Annotated in this window: 15 protein-coding genes and 3 tRNA genes; 9 read left to right on the top strand and 9 right to left on the bottom strand. The window is 66.3% G+C overall.

Annotation, left to right across the window (positions count from 1 at the left end):
* Positions 1–88 precede the first annotated feature (88 nt).
* Positions 89–1,138 (top strand): threonine aldolase family protein, encoded by a 1,050-nt coding sequence (locus tag M673_RS07515; protein ID WP_061974969.1) that lies wholly within the window; start codon positions 89–91, stop codon positions 1,136–1,138.
* Between the two features lie 87 nt (positions 1,139–1,225).
* Positions 1,226–1,438 carry an Rmf/CrpP family protein gene (locus tag M673_RS07510; RefSeq protein WP_061974967.1) on the top strand — a complete coding sequence of 71 codons (213 nt, stop codon included), beginning with the start codon at positions 1,226–1,228 and terminating at the stop codon, positions 1,436–1,438.
* Positions 1,439–1,575: 137 nt separating this feature from the next.
* On the opposite strand, the gene M673_RS07505 is transcribed toward M673_RS07510, so the two are convergent.
* Entirely contained in the window at positions 1,576–2,037 is a 462-nt protein-coding gene (locus tag M673_RS07505; protein ID WP_061974965.1) for an Hsp20 family protein, read from the bottom strand.
* Positions 2,038–2,562: 525 nt separating this feature from the next.
* Between M673_RS07505 and M673_RS07500 the strand changes: the two genes are divergently transcribed.
* Positions 2,563–3,618 carry an alpha/beta fold hydrolase gene (locus M673_RS07500; RefSeq protein WP_187301310.1) on the top strand — a complete coding sequence of 352 codons (1,056 nt, stop codon included), beginning with the start codon at positions 2,563–2,565 and terminating at the stop codon, positions 3,616–3,618.
* A gap of 19 nt (positions 3,619–3,637) precedes the next feature.
* Here M673_RS07500 and hisN read toward each other — a convergent pair whose 3' ends face one another.
* Entirely contained in the window at positions 3,638–4,417 is a 780-nt protein-coding gene (gene hisN / locus M673_RS07495) for a histidinol-phosphatase (protein ID WP_061974961.1), read from the bottom strand.
* A 121-nt stretch (positions 4,418–4,538) separates the two neighbouring features.
* Positions 4,539–5,447: an N-formylglutamate amidohydrolase gene (locus tag M673_RS07490; RefSeq protein WP_082639224.1), complete on the bottom strand. Its 909-nt coding sequence runs from the start codon at positions 5,445–5,447 to the stop codon at positions 4,539–4,541.
* Between the two features lie 154 nt (positions 5,448–5,601).
* On the opposite strand from M673_RS07490, the gene cpdR reads away from it, so the two are divergent.
* The 4 genes from cpdR (at position 5,602) to M673_RS07470 (ending at position 6,574) form a co-directional block, all read left to right on the top strand.
* Positions 5,602–5,967: a cell cycle two-component system response regulator CpdR gene (cpdR, locus tag M673_RS07485; protein WP_019996719.1), complete on the top strand. Its 366-nt coding sequence runs from the start codon at positions 5,602–5,604 to the stop codon at positions 5,965–5,967.
* A 68-nt stretch (positions 5,968–6,035) separates the two neighbouring features.
* Positions 6,036–6,110, top strand: a tRNA-Val gene (locus M673_RS07480).
* Positions 6,111–6,296: 186 nt separating this feature from the next.
* Positions 6,297–6,371: transfer RNA gene (locus M673_RS07475), tRNA-Val, on the top strand.
* Positions 6,372–6,499: 128 nt separating this feature from the next.
* Positions 6,500–6,574, top strand: a tRNA-Val gene (locus M673_RS07470).
* Between the two features lie 300 nt (positions 6,575–6,874).
* On the opposite strand, the gene M673_RS07465 is transcribed toward M673_RS07470, so the two are convergent.
* The gene (locus M673_RS07465; protein ID WP_061974959.1) at positions 6,875–7,900 is read right to left on the bottom strand and encodes a zinc-dependent alcohol dehydrogenase family protein; all 1,026 of its coding nucleotides are present in this window, start codon (positions 7,898–7,900) and stop codon (positions 6,875–6,877) included.
* 105 nt (positions 7,901–8,005) lie between these two features.
* On the opposite strand from M673_RS07465, the gene M673_RS07460 reads away from it, so the two are divergent.
* Positions 8,006–8,908, top strand: coding sequence for a LysR family transcriptional regulator (locus tag M673_RS07460; RefSeq protein WP_061974956.1), 903 nt, complete (start codon positions 8,006–8,008; stop codon positions 8,906–8,908).
* A 288-nt stretch (positions 8,909–9,196) separates the two neighbouring features.
* Here M673_RS07460 and guaA read toward each other — a convergent pair whose 3' ends face one another.
* Positions 9,197–10,753, bottom strand: coding sequence for a glutamine-hydrolyzing GMP synthase (guaA, locus tag M673_RS07455; protein WP_061974954.1), 1,557 nt, complete (start codon positions 10,751–10,753; stop codon positions 9,197–9,199).
* Between the two features lie 156 nt (positions 10,754–10,909).
* Here guaA and M673_RS07450 point away from each other — a divergent pair, with 156 nt between their 5' ends.
* Positions 10,910–12,274 carry an esterase-like activity of phytase family protein gene (locus tag M673_RS07450; RefSeq protein ID WP_061974952.1) on the top strand — a complete coding sequence of 455 codons (1,365 nt, stop codon included), beginning with the start codon at positions 10,910–10,912 and terminating at the stop codon, positions 12,272–12,274.
* Between the two features lie 34 nt (positions 12,275–12,308).
* On the opposite strand, the gene M673_RS07445 is transcribed toward M673_RS07450, so the two are convergent.
* From M673_RS07445 to M673_RS07430, 4 genes are all read right to left on the bottom strand, one after another.
* On the bottom strand, positions 12,309–12,962 hold the full coding sequence (locus M673_RS07445; protein ID WP_061977720.1) for a 5'-methylthioadenosine/S-adenosylhomocysteine nucleosidase: 654 nt from the start codon (positions 12,960–12,962) through the stop codon (positions 12,309–12,311).
* A gap of 158 nt (positions 12,963–13,120) precedes the next feature.
* Positions 13,121–13,573: a TspO/MBR family protein gene (locus M673_RS07440; RefSeq protein ID WP_061974950.1), complete on the bottom strand. Its 453-nt coding sequence runs from the start codon at positions 13,571–13,573 to the stop codon at positions 13,121–13,123.
* On the bottom strand, positions 13,570–14,868 hold the full coding sequence (locus M673_RS07435) for an RsmB/NOP family class I SAM-dependent RNA methyltransferase (RefSeq protein ID WP_061977719.1): 1,299 nt from the start codon (positions 14,866–14,868) through the stop codon (positions 13,570–13,572). The genes M673_RS07440 and M673_RS07435 overlap by 4 nt, the downstream gene beginning before the upstream one ends.
* A 150-nt stretch (positions 14,869–15,018) precedes the next feature.
* Positions 15,019–16,524, bottom strand: a complete 1,506-nt coding sequence (locus M673_RS07430) for a catalase (protein ID WP_061977718.1) — start codon at positions 16,522–16,524, stop codon at positions 15,019–15,021.
* Positions 16,525–16,550: the final 26 nt, after the last annotated feature.

Genomic DNA, 16,550 nt, shown 5'->3' with positions numbered 1-16,550 from the left:
GACGAAGCCTCGGCGCAAAAGAGCCGCAGGGCCGGACCGGCAGACTTATCAAACAGGCTCTCAAGCGGTTTCTGCGGGAAAGGTTCTCATGATCTTCGCATCCGACAATTGGTCCGGCGCCCATCCGGCCATCTCCACCGCCCTGTCCACCCATGGTGCCGGCATGGCCGCCGCCTATGGCGCCAGCGAACTCGACAAGGCCGTGGAGCGGCGCTTCAACGAAATCTTCGAGCGCGAGGTGGCAGTGTTCTTCGTCGGCACGGGAACGGCGGCCAACTCCCTGAGCTTCGCCGCCGTCAACCGGCCGGGCGGTGTGGTGATGTGCCACCGCGAGGCGCATGTGGTGGAGGACGAGTGCGGCGCGCCGGAATTCTTCACCCATGGCGCCCGCATGGCGCCGGTGGACGGCGCGCTCGGTCGGATCGACGCGGATCATCTCCGCCACGAGCTTGCGCGCTTCCGCCCCGGCTTCATCCATGCCGGCCAGCCCATGGCGGTGACGATCAGCCAGGCAAGCGAGGTCGGCACGCTTTACGGCCTGGACGAGATTGCGGCCATCGCCGCCATCGCCCACGAGCAGGACCTCGCCTTCCATATGGACGGGGCGCGCTTCGCCAACGCGCTGGCGGCCACCAACCTCTCGCCCGCCGACATGACCTGGCGGGCGGGCATCGACATCCTGTCCTTCGGCGCCACCAAGAACGGCTGCTGGTGCGCCGAAGCGGTAGTCTTCTTCGACCCCGACAAAGCCCGGCAATTCCCCTATATCCGCAAGCGCGGCGCGCAGCTCTTTTCCAAGACGCGCTTCATGGCGGCGCAGTTCATGGCCTATCTCGAAAACGGGCTCTGGCTGGAACTCGCATCCCACGCCAACGCGATGGCCCACCGGCTGCGCGCCGGCATCGATGCTTCCAGCCACGCGCGCCAAGCCTGGGAAACGCGCTCCAACGAGGTCTTCGCGATCCTGGAGCGGCCTACTGCCGAGGCGCTGCGAGCCGAGGGCGCCGTGTTCTACGATTGGAACATGCCCCATGGCAGCGCGGGGCGGCTCGGCGAAAACGAGCAGCTCGTCCGGCTCGTCACCAGCTGGTCGACGGAAGCGGCGGATGTCGACCGGTTCGGATCGCTGATCGCCTGAGGTTGCGAGATTCGCTTCGCTGAAAATCAGGGAACGGAGGCCGGCTTCGCGAGTTTTCTCCTGACGTCAGTCAACGAGGAGGAACTCATGGCGACCGACGCATTTCATCAAGGCAAACTGGCCTTCCAGAACAACCATCCGATGTCGTCCTGCGAATATCCCGTCGGGTCGAGCCTTCGGGCGGAATGGATGGCAGGCTGGACCGAGAGCCGCAACACCGATCCCGGCCATTTCCGGTCGAGCACGGCGGGCGACTCCACGGCTGGCGCGACAGGCACGGCCTCCGAGGCGCGGCACTGACGCCTTGAGCCTCTGAACTCCAAAGGGCCGGATGCGTGAATCGCGCACCCGGCCCTTTTTTGTCTTTAAGCCGAGCGCGGCAACGAAAACGGCGCCCCGAAGGACGCCGTTCTCATGCTCAGAAAGTAACAGGCCGATCAGGCTGCGTTGGCCTCGATCGTCTTCGCATTGGCGTTGGCGTTCGAGATCTCGATGCGGCGCGGCTTCATCGCCTCGGGAATCACCCGCAGAAGGTCGATGTGCAGAAGGCCGTTCTTCAGGCTGGCACCCTTTACCTCGACATGCTCGGCCAGCTGGAAGCGGCGCTCGAAGGTGCGGCCGGCAATGCCGCGATACAGGAATTCGGCCTTCTCGCCCTCGGCTTCCGCCTTCTCGCCCTTGACGGTCAGCGTGTTCTCACGCGACTCGATCGAAAGCTCGCCGTCGCCGAAGCCGGCCACGGCCATGGTGATGCGGTAGGCGTTCTCGCCGGTGCGCTCGATATTGTAGGGCGGGTAGCTCTGGGCGGCCTCGTTCGAGCCCAACGTGTCGAGCATCGAGAACAGGCGGTCGAAGCCGACGGTGGAGCGATAGAGGGGTGCGAAATCAACATGACGCATGGTCGTTCTCCATAAGGAAGCAACAGGTTTGCGACTTTGACGCGAAGCGATTGTCCTCCCCGTTTCGGCGGAGGGCTTCGGGTCAGTGGCCCCGTTCGGCGGCCACGAGTTGGAGATGGTAAGCTCCAAATCGGCCTTCAAGCCTGCCTCCGAATTTTTCGTGCGGATTTTTTCAACCATTTGGAACAAGAGCTTGCGGCTCGCGCACCGGATGAACGCCGCCTGAACGGGCTCTTCCGCCTCCGTTCATCCGCCATGTCGCAATCTCCGGGCTCCGCTGGGTCGAAAGGCCTGGGGGGACACAGTCCTGGCGTCCCGTCCCTTCCGCCAGGGTTGCGCGGAGCCGGCCTCGTCCACAATGCGAGGTCGGCTCCCTTTCGCGCTTGCGCACCCGCGCCTGAGCGGCCCCGAGGAGATCGCTCCACCCTCACGCCCTCGCCTTTCCCCCTTCGGCCTGGCTATAAGCTTCGGGCGTCCCGCCTGGTTGCGGCGGGCGGCATGGCCGTTCGAAGGGAGTGTCATCTCGTGTCCGAAACCTCCGCTCCCTTGGCCGCGCCCTTCGTCGGCTCGCCGGACAATCCGCCGCCCACGGATGTCGAATTCGGGTTCCTGGATCTCGGCCGGGAGCGCCGCCTGCGCTATGCGCTGGCGCTCGGAGCGGAGGGCGGTCCAAGCCGTGGCACGGTGATCCTGCTTCAGGGGCGCAACGAGGCGAGCGAGAAATATTTCGAGACGATGCGGGATCTCAACCGCCTCGGCTTTTGCGTCGCGACCTTCGACTGGCGCGGCCAGGGCCGCTCCTTCCGCAGCACGCGCAGCCCGACGGTCGGCCACGTCACGCGCGTTGGGCATTACGCCGACGATCTCCTACGCGTCTTTTCGGAGGTCGTGCTGGCGCGCTGCCCAGGCCCTTACGCGATCCTTGCTCATTCCATGGGCGGGCTGGTGGCGCTCGCAGCGATGGAACGGCTGGAGCCGCGCGTGGAGCGCATGGTGCTGCTCGCGCCCTTCGTCGGCCTGCCCGGCTCGGCTTTCAAGACGCGGCTGATCGGCTTCCTCGCCGGCTCGCTGCACTGGGCGGGGCTCGGCCGGGTGCCGCTGCGCCGCGCCCGCCGCATCGAGCCGGGCGCCAGCCTCGCCGACAATCCGCTGACCTCCGACCGCGCTCGCGTCGAGCGCAATCTCGCGCTTCAGATCGCGGCGCCCGATCTCTTCGTCGATTCGCTTTCGGCTTCGTGGCTACGGGCCGTCCTGAAAGCGCAGCGGCGCCTCGACGATTCCGATCGTATCGCCCGGATGCGCATCCCGACGCTCTTTATCGCGGCCGGGGCCGATCGCATCGTCTCCAAACGCACCGCCGAGCGGCTGGCCTGGCGCATGCGCTCGGGGCATTTCCTGCGCGTGCCGGGCGCCCGCCACGAATTGCTGCAGGAGGCCGACCGCTTTCGCGAGCCGACCCTCTCCGCCTTCGAGGCCTTTCTCGACTCCGCCCTGCCGCGGGTGCGGCCTCCCGAGCCGGCCGTGGATACGGCGCTGGTGGAAGAAGCGCTGGTGGCAGCGCTTCCCGCCGGAGCCAACTGAGGCTGGGAGCGAAGGCGGCTCAGCCGTTCAGGATGCGCAGCGCCGCTTCATGCAGCTTGGGCGTCGCGGCGGCGATGACGTCGCCGCCCTCTTCCGGCCGATCTCCGCTGAACGTGGTGATGACGCCGCCCGCCTTCTCTACCAGAGGGGTCAGCGCGACAATGTCGTAGGGCTGCAGGCCGGGCTCGACGCAGATGTCGACATGGCCGGAGGCGAGCATGGCGAAGGCATAGCAATCGGCGCCGAATCGCGTCAGCTGCACCTGATCCACCAGGGACTGAAAGCGCGCCTTCAACGGGTTCTTGAACAGTTCGGGCGCCGACGAAAACAGCGTGGCACTTTCCAGGCCGCCGACATCGCGCACCTGCAACGTTCGCTGGCCGAGCGGTCCGTCGCTCCACGCGCCCTCCGGCGTCGCCCAGAAGCGCTCGCCCGTATAGGGCTGGCTCATGATCCCGAACTGCGCGACGCCTCGGACCGTCAGCCCGATCAACGTGCCCCAGACCGGCACGCCGCAGATGAAGGGCCGGGTCCCGTCAACGGGATCGATCACCCAGAGAAGATCGCCCTCGCCCGTGCGCCCGAACTCCTCGCCCAGAATGGCATGGGTAGGGAAGCTTTCCTCGATCACACGGCGAATCGCCTTCTCGGCCTCGCGGTCAGCCTCAGTCACGGGATCGAACGTGTAGCCCTCGCGCGGCTTGTTATGGACGAGAAGCGGCTGGCGGAAACGGGGCAAGGTTTCCTTGGCCGCCACGTCGGCGAGGCGGAACAGGAAGTCGGCATCGGGAAGCTGCATGGACGAATCCTTCGGCTGAGGCGCCGCCCATATGACTCAGCTTGCCCCGCAAGGCCAAGGGGGCTGCCGGACGCGCGGAACGCGCTGAGAGCGGCGAACGCGCCCGCAGCCCTGCGCCGCCCTACTCCGCGGCGGCCGCCGCCTCGCCCTGCCAGCCGGCTTCCACCTCGTCCGCGAAGCAGGTGACGAGGCTCCAGAGATCGCGCCGCAGCGCCGCGAACCCCTCATGTGGCAGGAAGGCCGCCTCGTCGGCATAGAGCGCCCGGTTGATCTCGATCTGGATCGCATGGACGCCGCGCCTGGGCCGGCCGTAGCGCTCGGTGATGAAGCCGCCGGCATAGGGCTTGTTGCGCGTCACCTCGTAACCCATCGCGCCGAGGCGCTGGGTGATCATGGCGACATAGGCGTGCAGCGCGCTGGTTCCGAACCGGTCGCCCACCACCATGTCCGCCCGCCGCCCGCCCGGCATCAGCCGCACCGAGGAGGGCATGGAATGGCAGTCCACCAGGATGGCGAAGCCGAAGCGGCGGCGCGTGCGCTCGATCAGCCCTTCCAGCGCCTCGTGAAAGGGAAAGTAGATACCGTCGACGCGCCGCTCGATCTCGGCGAGCGGCAGCTTGGCGCGGTAGATCTCCTCGCGCTCGGCGACGATGCGCGGAATGGTGCCGAGCCCCCCGGCGACGCGCACGGAGGCCGAGTTGGCGAAGTCGGGCAAGGCGCCGGCGAACATGCCGGGGTCGAGCTCGTAGGGCTCGCGGTTCACGTCGAGATAGGCGCGCGGAAACCGCGCCAGAAGAAAGGGCGCGCCGAGCGCGGGCACGAAGTCGAAGAGCTGGTCTACGAACAGATCCTCGGAGCGGCGGATCGCGTCCGGCCCGAGCCGGCTCTGCGCCACGAAATCGCTGGGATAGGCCCGCCCGCTATGGGGCGAGCAGAAGACGAAGGGAAGCGTCTGATCGACAGGTTCGACGATCTCGAAGGCTGGGCACGGGCCGGCCGCCGTTTCAAAGCTCGGTATGGCGGTCTGCAACGTCGCTCCTTCCCCTTTCTTAAGCCTTCCTGGTCGAATATAAGGTCTCAAAGCCTCCTGAACATTCCATTTAGCCCTTGTTTAAGCAATCTGCTAAAAGGATCGTCGGATACGGGCTTCCATCCGGGCTCACCCGGCAGACGGACATGGACGAATGTACAAAATCCTTTTGGCCGAAGACGACAACGACATGCGCCGCTTCCTCGCCAAGGCCTTGGAAAAGGCGGGCTACGAGGTCACGGCCTACGACAATGGCGGATCGGCCTACGAGCGGCTGCGCGAGGAGCCCTTCTCGCTGCTCCTGACCGACATCGTCATGCCGGAAATGGACGGGATCGAACTGGCGCGCCGCGCCACGGAGCTCGACCCGGACCTGAAAGTCATGTTCATCACGGGCTTTGCCGCCGTGGCGCTGAACCCCGACTCCAAGGCCCCCAAGGACGCCAAGATCCTGTCCAAGCCCTTCCACCTGCGCGAGCTGGTCGAGGAGGTCGGCAAGATGCTGCAGGACGCTGCCTGAGGCATCGGCAAGGCGGCGGGAATCACTTGACCTCGCCGCCGCAAGATGGCCTAAGCGCGTCATCGAATGGGCGTGTAGCTCAGCGGGAGAGCACTACGTTGACATCGTAGGGGTCACAGGTTCAATCCCTGTCACGCCCACCATTCGAGCCTTCCCAATCCGGTCGACGTGAAGCCTCTTTCAGGCTTACGTAGCACTATGGTAGCGAAGCGAACCGCGCGTTGCAGCATCGGTGACGGGCGCGTTTCGCGCCTTCTCCTTCTTCCCTTTTCCGTCCATTCCCATTCTTGACGACGCAGGCCGAACATGGTCTATCCGCCTCGTCGAATGGGCGTGTAGCTCAGCGGGAGAGCACTACGTTGACATCGTAGGGGTCACAGGTTCAATCCCTGTCACGCCCACCATTCGACGCTTCCCACCAGCCTTCAAAAATCCGACATGCGTTTCGTCTAAAAACGATCCGAGCGGCTGTTTTCGCCTCTCCGCATTCTTGACGACAGGCCAAGAACATGGTCTATGCGCTCCATCGAATGGGCGTGTAGCTCAGCGGGAGAGCACTACGTTGACATCGTAGGGGTCACAGGTTCAATCCCTGTCACGCCCACCATTCGAGCCAACTCCCTTATCTCTGAATTTGGTCTCTGAACCGATTTCGGTTTGCCCTGGGATGCCGTTATGGCGCGGCTGAGATGAACATCCTCTCCCCGTTCGCAGGGCCTGGCAGGTCGGATCAGTGAGCTGACAAGCTATTCTTACCCGTCAGAAGAACGAGATCCGCACGGACTGACGCTCGCCACGGAAAACTCGCTTTCAAGAACGCCATCGCCCCTGCGATACCGGCGCCTCTTCCAGACGCGGCCGACAAAGGCGATGACGACGCGGCTATCCCGCTCTTCGAATGTGGCTCTCAGGTCAGATCGATCACGATCTTGCCGAAGGCGCCTCGGTCGAGATGCCGAAGCGCGTCCGGCAGATCGGCAAGCGCATAGGTCCTGTCGATCACAGGCTTGAGGCCGGTGCGATCGACCGCCGCGACCAGATCCTCCAGGGCACGGCGGTGGCCGACGCCGATGCCTTGAATCGTCACGCCCTTCAGCATGAGCGGACCAGCCGGGGCCGAGACCTCGAACCCATCGATAACCCCGATCTGGTAGATGCGCCCGCCGACGGCCGCCGCCTGAACGGCCTTGCCGAGATGGGCGCCGCCGACGAGTTCCAGGATATGATCGGCGCCCGTGTCATCGGAGGCGCGATAGACCGCCTCCACCCAATCCTCGGCAGACCGGTCGATGCCGATATCGGCCCCCAGCGCCTTGGCGCGGGCCAGTTTCTCCGCGCTGCCGGACACGACGATCGTGCGCGCCCCATGCGCCTTAGCGATCTGCAGGCCGAACAGGCCGACGCCGCCCGTGCCTTCGATCAGGACGGTCTCGCCGGCCTGCACCCGGCCCCGCTCCACCAGCGCGAACCAGGCCGTGAGGCCGGCGCAGGGCAAGGTGCTGGCCTCGGCGTCGCTCAGCGTTTCCGGCGCGCGCACGAACCAGTCTTCGGGGAAGGCGACATATTGCGACAAGACCCCGGGATAGACGCCGCCAAGCGTCCGGTAGGGCGGCACGCGCGCATTGCCGAGCGGCGCCGCGTCGATCCAACCCGGAGCGAAGGTCGAGATCACCCTGTCGCCAGCAGCAAAGCGTGTTGCCCCCTGCCCCACCGCCTGCACGGTTCCCGCCAGATCGGAGCCTGGCGTGAACGGAAAGGCGAGCGACAGTCCCATGCCGCTCTCGACCACCAATTTGTCGCGGTAGTTCAGAGAAACCGCCGCCACCTTGACCAACACTTCACCCGGACCGGCTTCGGGTCTCGGCGCCTCCTTCAACACCAGCCGCTCCGGCCCGATCCCATCCATTTCCCAACGCTGCATCATCGCCGTCATCGCTCCGTTCCTTTGTCGCGATTCCACAAGCGGTATCTTATCGTTGACGCGTCGTCCCCAGCGCGGATATCTCGTCTTCCTATCGGTTCCGAATGGGCGACAATCATGAGCGAGATGACGAACGGACTGGATGCCTTCGTGGCGGCGGTGGAGACCGGCAGTTTCGCCGCCGCCGCCGAGCGTCTGCATCTGACCCGCTCCGCCGTCGCCAAGACGATCGGTCGGATCGAGGCCCGGTTGAACGTTCGCCTGTTTCATCGCACGACGCGCAGCCTCGGCCTCACGGAAGACGGGCAGATCTACTACGAGCGCTGCGTGCGCGCCCTGGACGAGCTGCGCGCTGGTGAGGCCGCCCTGGATTCAGGGCGGCGCGAGGCGGCCGGGCGCTTGCGCGTGTCCGTGCCAGTTCTGTTCGGGCGGCGCTGCGTGGCGCCCGTTCTAGCCCAGCTGGCGGCCGAGCATCCCCGGCTCGAACTCGAGCTCTCTTTCAGCGACCGGAAGGTGGATCTGATCGTGGACGGCTTCGATCTGGCGATCCGCAATGGCGAGATCGGCGACGGCAACGGCCTCATGTCGCGCACCGTCAGCCTGCAGCGCATGACGATCTGCGCCTCGCCGGCCTATCTCACGCGTTGCGGACGGCCCGAAAGCCTCACCGATCTCGCCGGCCATCAGGCGATCGTCTACGGCCGCGCTGGCCGGATCAAGGCTTGGCAGTTTCCCCTAGCGGACGGTCTACGCGAGCTGACCCCTCCGAACCGACTGCGATTCGACGATCTGGAGGCGATCGCCGATGCGGCGGAAGCGAGCTATGGCCTCGCCTGGCTTCCCTGCTGGCTGATCCGGGATCGGGTGCGAAGCGGTGCGCTCGTCGCGCTTCTGGAAAGCGTGCCACGCTCCGTGTTCGCGACCCATGCGCTCTGGCCGGAAACGCCGCATCTGCCCCTGCGCGTGCGCTTCGCGATCGACGCCCTCGCGCAAGCGCTGCCGGGAAGCGCGGAACTCTAGCCGATAGGCGATATTCGCGCGGACGTGTCCCCGCGACATCCGCAGGGCCGACGATCCGATCGCACTTGGCGGTAAGAACGTCGCGAGGCAGCGAGCCGTCGTTGAAACCAGGACGCGCCAGAGGTTTCAATGCGAATCGATCCTCCTTATCGTAGTTTTGATGGAGAGGACGCTACGCCGCCCTGATGCCAGTTTTCGGCAGCGGCCTCTGAACCGGCCTGCCAAGCCACTCGTCAGGCGACGAATGGCTCAACTCCTCTCAGCCCACAAGGCCCGCGCGGACGGGAATCATTCCCACTCGATCGTGCCGGGCGGCTTCGACGTCACGTCGTAGACGACGCGGTTGATGCCCTTGACCTCGTTGATGATACGGGTCGCGGCGTTGCCGAGAAATTCCATGTCGAAGGCGTAGAAGTCCGCCGTCATGCCGTCGACCGAGGTGACCGCGCGCAGGGCGCAGACGAACTCGTAGGTGCGCCCGTCGCCCATCACGCCCACCGTCTGCACGGGGAGAAGGACGGCGAAGGCCTGCCAGATCGCGTCGTAGAGGCCGGCCTTGCGGATCTCATCGAGATAGATCGCGTCGGCCTGACGCAGGATGTCGAGCTTCTCGCGCGTCACGCCGCCGGGGCAGCGGATGGCGAGGCCCGGACCGGGGAACGGGTGGCGGCCGACGAACTGCTCGGGCAGGCCGAGCTCGCGGCCGAGCTCGCGCACCTCGTCCTTGAAGAGCTCGCGCAGCGGCTCCACCAGCTTCATGTTCATGCGCTCGGGCAGGCCGCCGACATTGTGGTGCGACTTGATCGTCACCGACGGGCCGCCGGTGAAGGAGACGCTTTCGATCACGTCGGGATAGAGCGTGCCCTGCGCCAGGAAGTCGGCGCCGCCGATCGTCTTGGCTTCGGCCTCGAAGGTCTCGATAAACAGGCGGCCGATCGTCTTGCGCTTGACCTCGGGGTCCATCTCGCCTTCCAGCGCGCCGATGAAGAGGTCCTGCGCCTGAACGTGGACGAGCGGGATGTTGTAATGGTCGCGGAACATGCCGACCACCTGCTCGGCCTCGCCCATGCGAAGCAGGCCGTGGTCGACGAAGATGCAGGTGAGCTGATCGCCGATCGCCTCGTGGATCAGCACGGCCGCGACCGAGGAATCGACGCCGCCCGACAGGCCGCAGATGACGCGAGCGGAGCCGACCTTGGCGCGAATTTCCTCGACCGCCTTTTCGCGGAACGCGGCCATGGTCCAGTCGCCCTTCAGGCCGGCGATGCGGTGGACGAAGTTGGAAATGAGCTTGGCGCCGTCCGGCGTGTGGACGACTTCGGGGTGGAACTGGACGCCGTAGAAGCGCCGCGCCTCGTCGGCGATGGCAGCGAAGGGGGCGCCCGGCGACGCCGCGATGATCTCGAAGCCCTTGGGTAGCGCGGTGACGCGGTCGCCATGGCTCATCCAGACCTGATGGCGCGTGCCCTCGGCCCAGATCCCGTCGAAGAGCGGCGAGGACTTCTGCACTTCGAGGAACGCGCGGCCGAACTCGCGGTGCAGCCCGCCCTCGATCTTGCCGCCCAATTGGGCGCACATGGTCTGCTGCCCGTAGCAGATGCCGAGCACCGGCACGCCGGAGGAGAAGATGACGTCCGGCGCGCGCGGGGCGTTCTCCTCGGTGGTCGAGGCCGGCGAACCCGACAGGATCACGGCCTTGGGGTTCAACCGGCGAAAGCCGTCTTCCGCCGACTGGAAGGGCACGATCTCGGAATAGACGCCGGCCTCGCGCACGCGGCGCGCGATGAGCTGCGTGACCTGGGAACCGAAATCGACGATGAGGATGGTATCGAGGTGCTGGGTCATGGCGGACTTCTAGATAAGGCGCGGCAAAAGGCAAGCCCTTCCGCCCCGACGCGGGTGCGGGACCGTTTTTGTCATGCAAGCGTCGCCGTTTCGTAGCCGAGCCGTCACCCTCCGGCGCTGTTCTCCCGGCAGTCCTGCTGCCATCGGAGATGCTTCATGAAATCGATTCTCACCGCCGTCGCCGCGCTCGTTGCGCTGGCGCCGTTGCCCGCCATGGCCGACGAGTCGCTGGAAGGTCGCGCCTTCCCGGCGACGCTGGAAGCCCAGGCGATCCTGCCGGCCGCTTCGCTGGTCCCCGCCCCGGCGGATGCGCCCGAGCATCTGCGTCAGGCCGGCAAGTTCACGACGCCCGACCGAAAGCGCACCACCCAGCTCGGCAGCGTGCCCGGCATGGACGGCGTGCGCCCGACCGGCGGCGCGCTGCCGGTGGATGGACAGGCCTTGCAGGGATTCTCGGGCATCAAGGCCATGCCGGACGGCACGTTCTGGAGCCTGTCCGACAACGGGTTCGGCACCAAGGCCAATTCCAGCGACGCCGCGCTGATGCTGCACAAGCTTCGGATCGACTGGGACAAGGGCGGCGTGGAGCGGTTGGAGACGATCTTCCTTTCCGACCCCGACCATGTCGCGCCCTTCCCGATCGTGCTGGAAGGCGCGGAGAAGCGCTATCTCACGGGCGCCGATTTCGACGTCGAGTCGATCCAGCCGACCGAGGACGGGTTCTGGATCGGCGAGGAGTTCGGTCCCTATCTCATCCATGTCGACAAGACCGGCAAGCTGCTTTCGGTCCACGAGACGAAGATGGGCGACGTCGCGGTCCGCTCGCCCGACCATCCCGCTTTGAGCCTGCCGGGCGACCCGACCAAGCCCCTCCCCGCCTTCAACCTCAAGCGCTCCGGCGGCTTCGAGGGTCTGGCCATGGCCAAGGACGGCTCGCGCCTCTACGGCCTTCTGGAAGGCCCACTCTATAAGGAGGGCGCGAGCGAGAAGACCGAGGACGGGCGCACCGCGCTGCGAATCGGCGAGTTCGATTCGAAGTCGGGCGAGTGGACCGGCCGGTTCTGGCTCTATCCGCTGAGCCCCGGCGGCGCGGCGATCGGCGACTTCAACATGCTGGACGAGACCACCGCGCTGGTGATCGAGCGCGACAACGGCGCGGGCCGCGCGTCGCAGGCCTGCAAGGGCGACCCGAAGCCCGATTGTTTCGCGACGCCCGCCAAGCTGAAGCGCATCACCAAGATCGAGATGACAGAGGCCAATCTCGGGAAGGCCGTGCGCAAGATCGGCTATATCGATCTCCTCGACATCAAGGACCCGAAAGGGGTCGCCAAACAAGGCACGCTCGAAGGCGTCTACGACATGCCCTTCGTGACGATCGAGAATGTCGACCGGCTGGACGAGACGCACATCATCGTCGCGAACGACAACAACTACCCCTTCTCCGCCGGACGCGCGCTCGACAAGGCGGACGACAACGAGTTCGTGAAGCTCGAGGTCGGGGATTTCCTCAAGGCCAAGTGAGACTTGTCGCCGGAAGTGCACAGCCTCCGGCGACTTAAAATTCCAGAGAGCCGTCTTCGAGGCCGGCCCGCAAAGCGTCGATCGCGAGCGCCAGTTCGCGGTCGAGCTGCGGCAGGAGGGCGGCCCAGTCGCCATAATGGCGCAGCTCTTCGGCGCCGTCCGAAATGCCGCGCAGCGCCAGGAGCGGCACGCCGAAGCGATGCGCCGCGCGCCAGACCGCGAAGGTCTCCATGTCCACCATGTCGGCGTCGATCGTGTCGTAGCCGAGGCCGGAGACGACATTGCCACCGGTCGACAGCCGCGCCGAGGGCCAGCCGGGCAGCGGGGTCGCCAGGGGCACGGCGACGGGATGGTCGACCAGCGGTGTCACGCCCTTGGTGAAGCCGAGCGGCGAGGCGTCGATATCGCGCCATGAGACGCTCGACGCCTGATAGACGCGGCCCTGCTCCAGCAGCCGCGAGCCGGCCGAGCCGAGCGAGACTACGAGATGCGGCAGACCATCGGCATCGGCCAGACCCTGCAGCGCGATGCCCGTTTCCAGCGCCGCCTCGATCGGGCCGATGCCGGTCATGAGCGGGCGGATACGGCTTTGAAGCTCGGGGCCGTATTCAGGCGGAGCCGCCATGACGAAAAGGACGCGCCGCCCGCCCCAGGTCTCGACGGCGTGGTTGAGAGTGCCTAACGAAATCTCGTGGGGTCGGCTGGTCGGGTCTTTCCGTCGAGGGCGTCGTCGCGAATGCTCGCCGATGCCGCCGGCATCGACTGCGCTTCGCTCCTCGTCCTCGGCCGAAAATCCATCGACCATCCTCCACCCAGAGGTTTCGTTAGGCACTCTAAGCGCCGCGCTCATCCGTTCATCCGCCAGATCGCGGCGTTGAGAAGCGTGGCGTAGCTCACCCACATGGCATAGGGGACGAAGCACCAGAAGGCGACGCGATCGCGCGTGCCGACCCGCGCCAGGAAGATCAGGATTGCGGCGAGAAGGCCGAGGATCACGATCAGCGCCGGCAGCGTCGCATGGGCGTTGAAGAAGAGCGGCGGCCAAAGGAAATTCAGCGCCATCTGGATGATCCAGGCCGTCAGCGCCTTGCCGTTGCCCGCTCGGAACGCGCGCCAGCCGGCGACAGCGATCAAAACGTAGAGCACGCTCCAGACCGGCGCGAAGAGCCAGTCGGGCGGGTTGAACCAGGGCTTTGCGAGATGGCGGAACCAGCCGTCCGGCCGGGCGATCTGGCCGATCCAGAAACCGCCGCCGAGCGAGACGAGGAGGAAGCCGATCAGGCTCGCCAGCGCCTTCACGCCGTACGCTCCAGCATGGCGAAGAAGAACCCGTCTGTCCCTGAGCGAAGCGGCGTCAGCGTCAGGACGGCGCCTTCGCCAATCCGCTCGGCCTGATAGGCGGCAGCGGCTTCGGGCAGTCGCTCGCGCCAGATCGCCTCGGCGTCGGCCAGCCGGAAGCCGGGCTCGCGCGAGAGGAAGGCTTCGACGCGCGCGGCGTTCTCCTCGCGCAGCACCGAGCAGGTGACATAGGCCAACCGCCCGCCGGCCTTAACGAAGCGCGCGGCGTTGCTCAGCACCTTGTCCTGTTCTTCGGTTCGCTTCTGCAGCTGGCTTTCGGACAGGCGCCACTTGGCGTCGGGCCGGCGGCGCCACGTGCCCGCGCCCGTGCAGGGCGCATCCACAAGGACGAGGTCCATGCCATCGTGAAGGGGCGAGAGATCGTCGCGCGGGGCATGAACCGTCACCCCTTCCGTGCCGGCGCGCGCCAGACGATCCCAGATCGGAGCGAGGCGTTGCCGGTCGGCGTCGAAGGCGTGGATCTCCGCCGCGTTGCCCGTCGCGGCCGCGAGCGCCAGCGTCTTGCCGCCCGCCCCGGCGCAATAGTCGAGAATGCGGCTGCCGGGCGCCGCACCGGCGAGCAGCACCGCGATCTGCGAACCCTCGTCCTGGATTTCGAACAGGCCCGTCTGGAAGCCGCGCTCGACCTGAACGTTGGGGTGGCGCCCCTCCCCCTCGATCGGCGCGATGCGAAGCCCCCAAGGCGATAGCGGCGTCGGCGCGGCCGCGAAGGGCGCGAGTTCGGACAGCACCTCGTCACGCGTGCTTTTCAGGAGATTGGCGCGCATGTCGAGCGGCGGGCGGTCCGACAGGGCGCGCGCTTCCGCGACCCAATCCGTCCCGAGCGAGGCGGCAAGCGGCGCGGCGAGCCAATCCGGCACGTCGGCAGCCACGGCCTCCGGCGCGCCTTCGAGACTTTCGGGCGACAGGAAGCGCGCGAGCACCTCTTCCGAGGGGAGCGGAGGCGCGAACCGGTCGCCCTCCAGCGCGGAACGCAGCTGCTCGGGCGCCACGCCGGCATCCAGCACGGCGCCGAAGACCAGCGCCGCCGGCGCCTCGCTGCCCATGCGGTGGGCCAAGGAGCGGCGTCGGCGCAGGACGTCGTAGACCATGTTGCCGATAGCCGAGCGATCGCCCGAACCGGCGAAGCGATGGGCGAGGCCCCAGTCCTTCAGCGCATCGGCCACGGGACGGCGGCGTGCCGTCATGTCCTCGATCACCTCGACCGCCGCCGCGATCCGCCCGCCAAGCCGCATGATGGCTCCTTCCTTCTCCGTCAGACATGCTTGGTAGTTTCGCCGGCGCACGATCACAAGCCGCAAAGGGTTTCGGTGCGCAGACCCACGCACGCAAAAAGGGCCGGGATCGCTCCCGGCCCTCCTGTCGTCTCACGCTGGCGAAGCGGTTTACTCGGCCGCGGCGCTATGGCTCGTGGTCAGGCTCGCCTGCTCGTCGTCGCGGCCCTGCTCGGACAAGGCCTTGCGAACGCCCGCCCCATAGGCCGGATCGACCTTGTCGAAATGGGCGAGCTGCCGGTTCACGATGAACTGCGGAACGCCCTGCATGGCGCCGGCCAGCGTCTTGAACAGGCGCTGCTTGTGCGCGTCGTCGAACATATTGAACAGCGCGCGCGGCTGCGAATAGTGGTCGGCCTCGGCGCGGAACTCGTAGCGCCCGACCTGGCCGCTATAGCGGTGCGGCGGCTCTTCCACGCTCGGGTCTTCCACCGGGCCGCCGAACGAGTTCGGCTCGTAATAGGCGTCCGGGTTGGTCATGATGCCGAAGGGCATCGAGCCGTCGCGATTGTAGTGGTTCACTGGCGAGCGCGGCTTGTTGACGGGCAGCGACTCGTAGTGGACGCCGATCCGGTAGCGATGCGCGTCGGGATAGGAGAACAGGCGACCCTGCAGCATCTTGTCCGGCGAAAAGCCGATGCCCGGCACCACGTTGGACGGGTTGAAGGCGGACTGCTCGATATCGGTGAAGTAGTTGTCCGGGTTGCGGTTCAGCTCGAACTCGCCGACCTTGATCAGCGGATACATGCCGTGCGGCCAGACCTTGGTCAGGTCGAACGCGCTCCAGCCGGTCTTCCGCTCGAACTCGTCCGCTTCCAGCTCGGGCATGACCTGGATGAACATGGTCCATTTCGGGAAGCGGCCTTCCTCGATCATGGAATAGAGCGCTTCCTGATAGGATTCGCGCGACTTGGCGATGACCTTCTCCGCCTCTTCGTTGGTGAAGGTCTTATGGCCCTGCTGGGTCTTGAAGTGGAACTTCACCCAGAAGCGTTCGCCCTGATCGTTCCACAGCGAGAACGTGTGCGAGCCGTAGCCGTTCATGCGCGAGGGATCGACCGGGATGCCGCGATCCGACATCAGGATCGTCACCTGATGCAGCGATTCCGGGCAGAGCGACCAGAAGTCCCACATGGCCGTCGCCGAGCGCAGATTGGTGCGCGGATGGCGCTTCTGCGTGTGGATGAAGTCGGGGAACTTGTAGGGGTCGGCGACGAAGAAGACCGGCGTGTTGTTGCCGACCAGATCCCAGTTGCCTTCCTCGGTGTAGAACTTCAGCGAGAAGCCGCGCACGTCGCGCTCGGCATCCGCCGCGCCCTGCTCGCCGGCCACCGTCGAGAAGCGGGCCAGCATCTCGGTCTTCTTGCCGACCTGGCTGAACAGCTTGGCGCGGGTGTAGCGCGAGATGTCCTCGGTCACGGTCAGCGTGCCGTGGGCGCCCCAGCCCTTGGCGTGCACGACGCGCTCGGGAACGCGCTCGCGGTTCTGGTGCGCCAGCTTCTCGATGAGCTGGTAGTCCTCCAGAAGCACGGGGCCGTTGCGGCCGACGGTCTTGGAATTCTGGTTGGACGAAAGGGGCGCGCCGGCGGTGGTCGTCAGCCGAGGTCTGTCGGTCATCGTAAACTCCATAGGAAGTTGAGAAC

Origin of the sequence: Aureimonas sp. AU20, assembly GCF_001442755.1 — a bacterium.
Lineage (GTDB): Bacteria > Pseudomonadota > Alphaproteobacteria > Rhizobiales > Rhizobiaceae > Aureimonas.
Note: the sequence above shows the minus strand (reverse complement) of the source record. Positions and strands in the feature narration are given on the sequence as shown.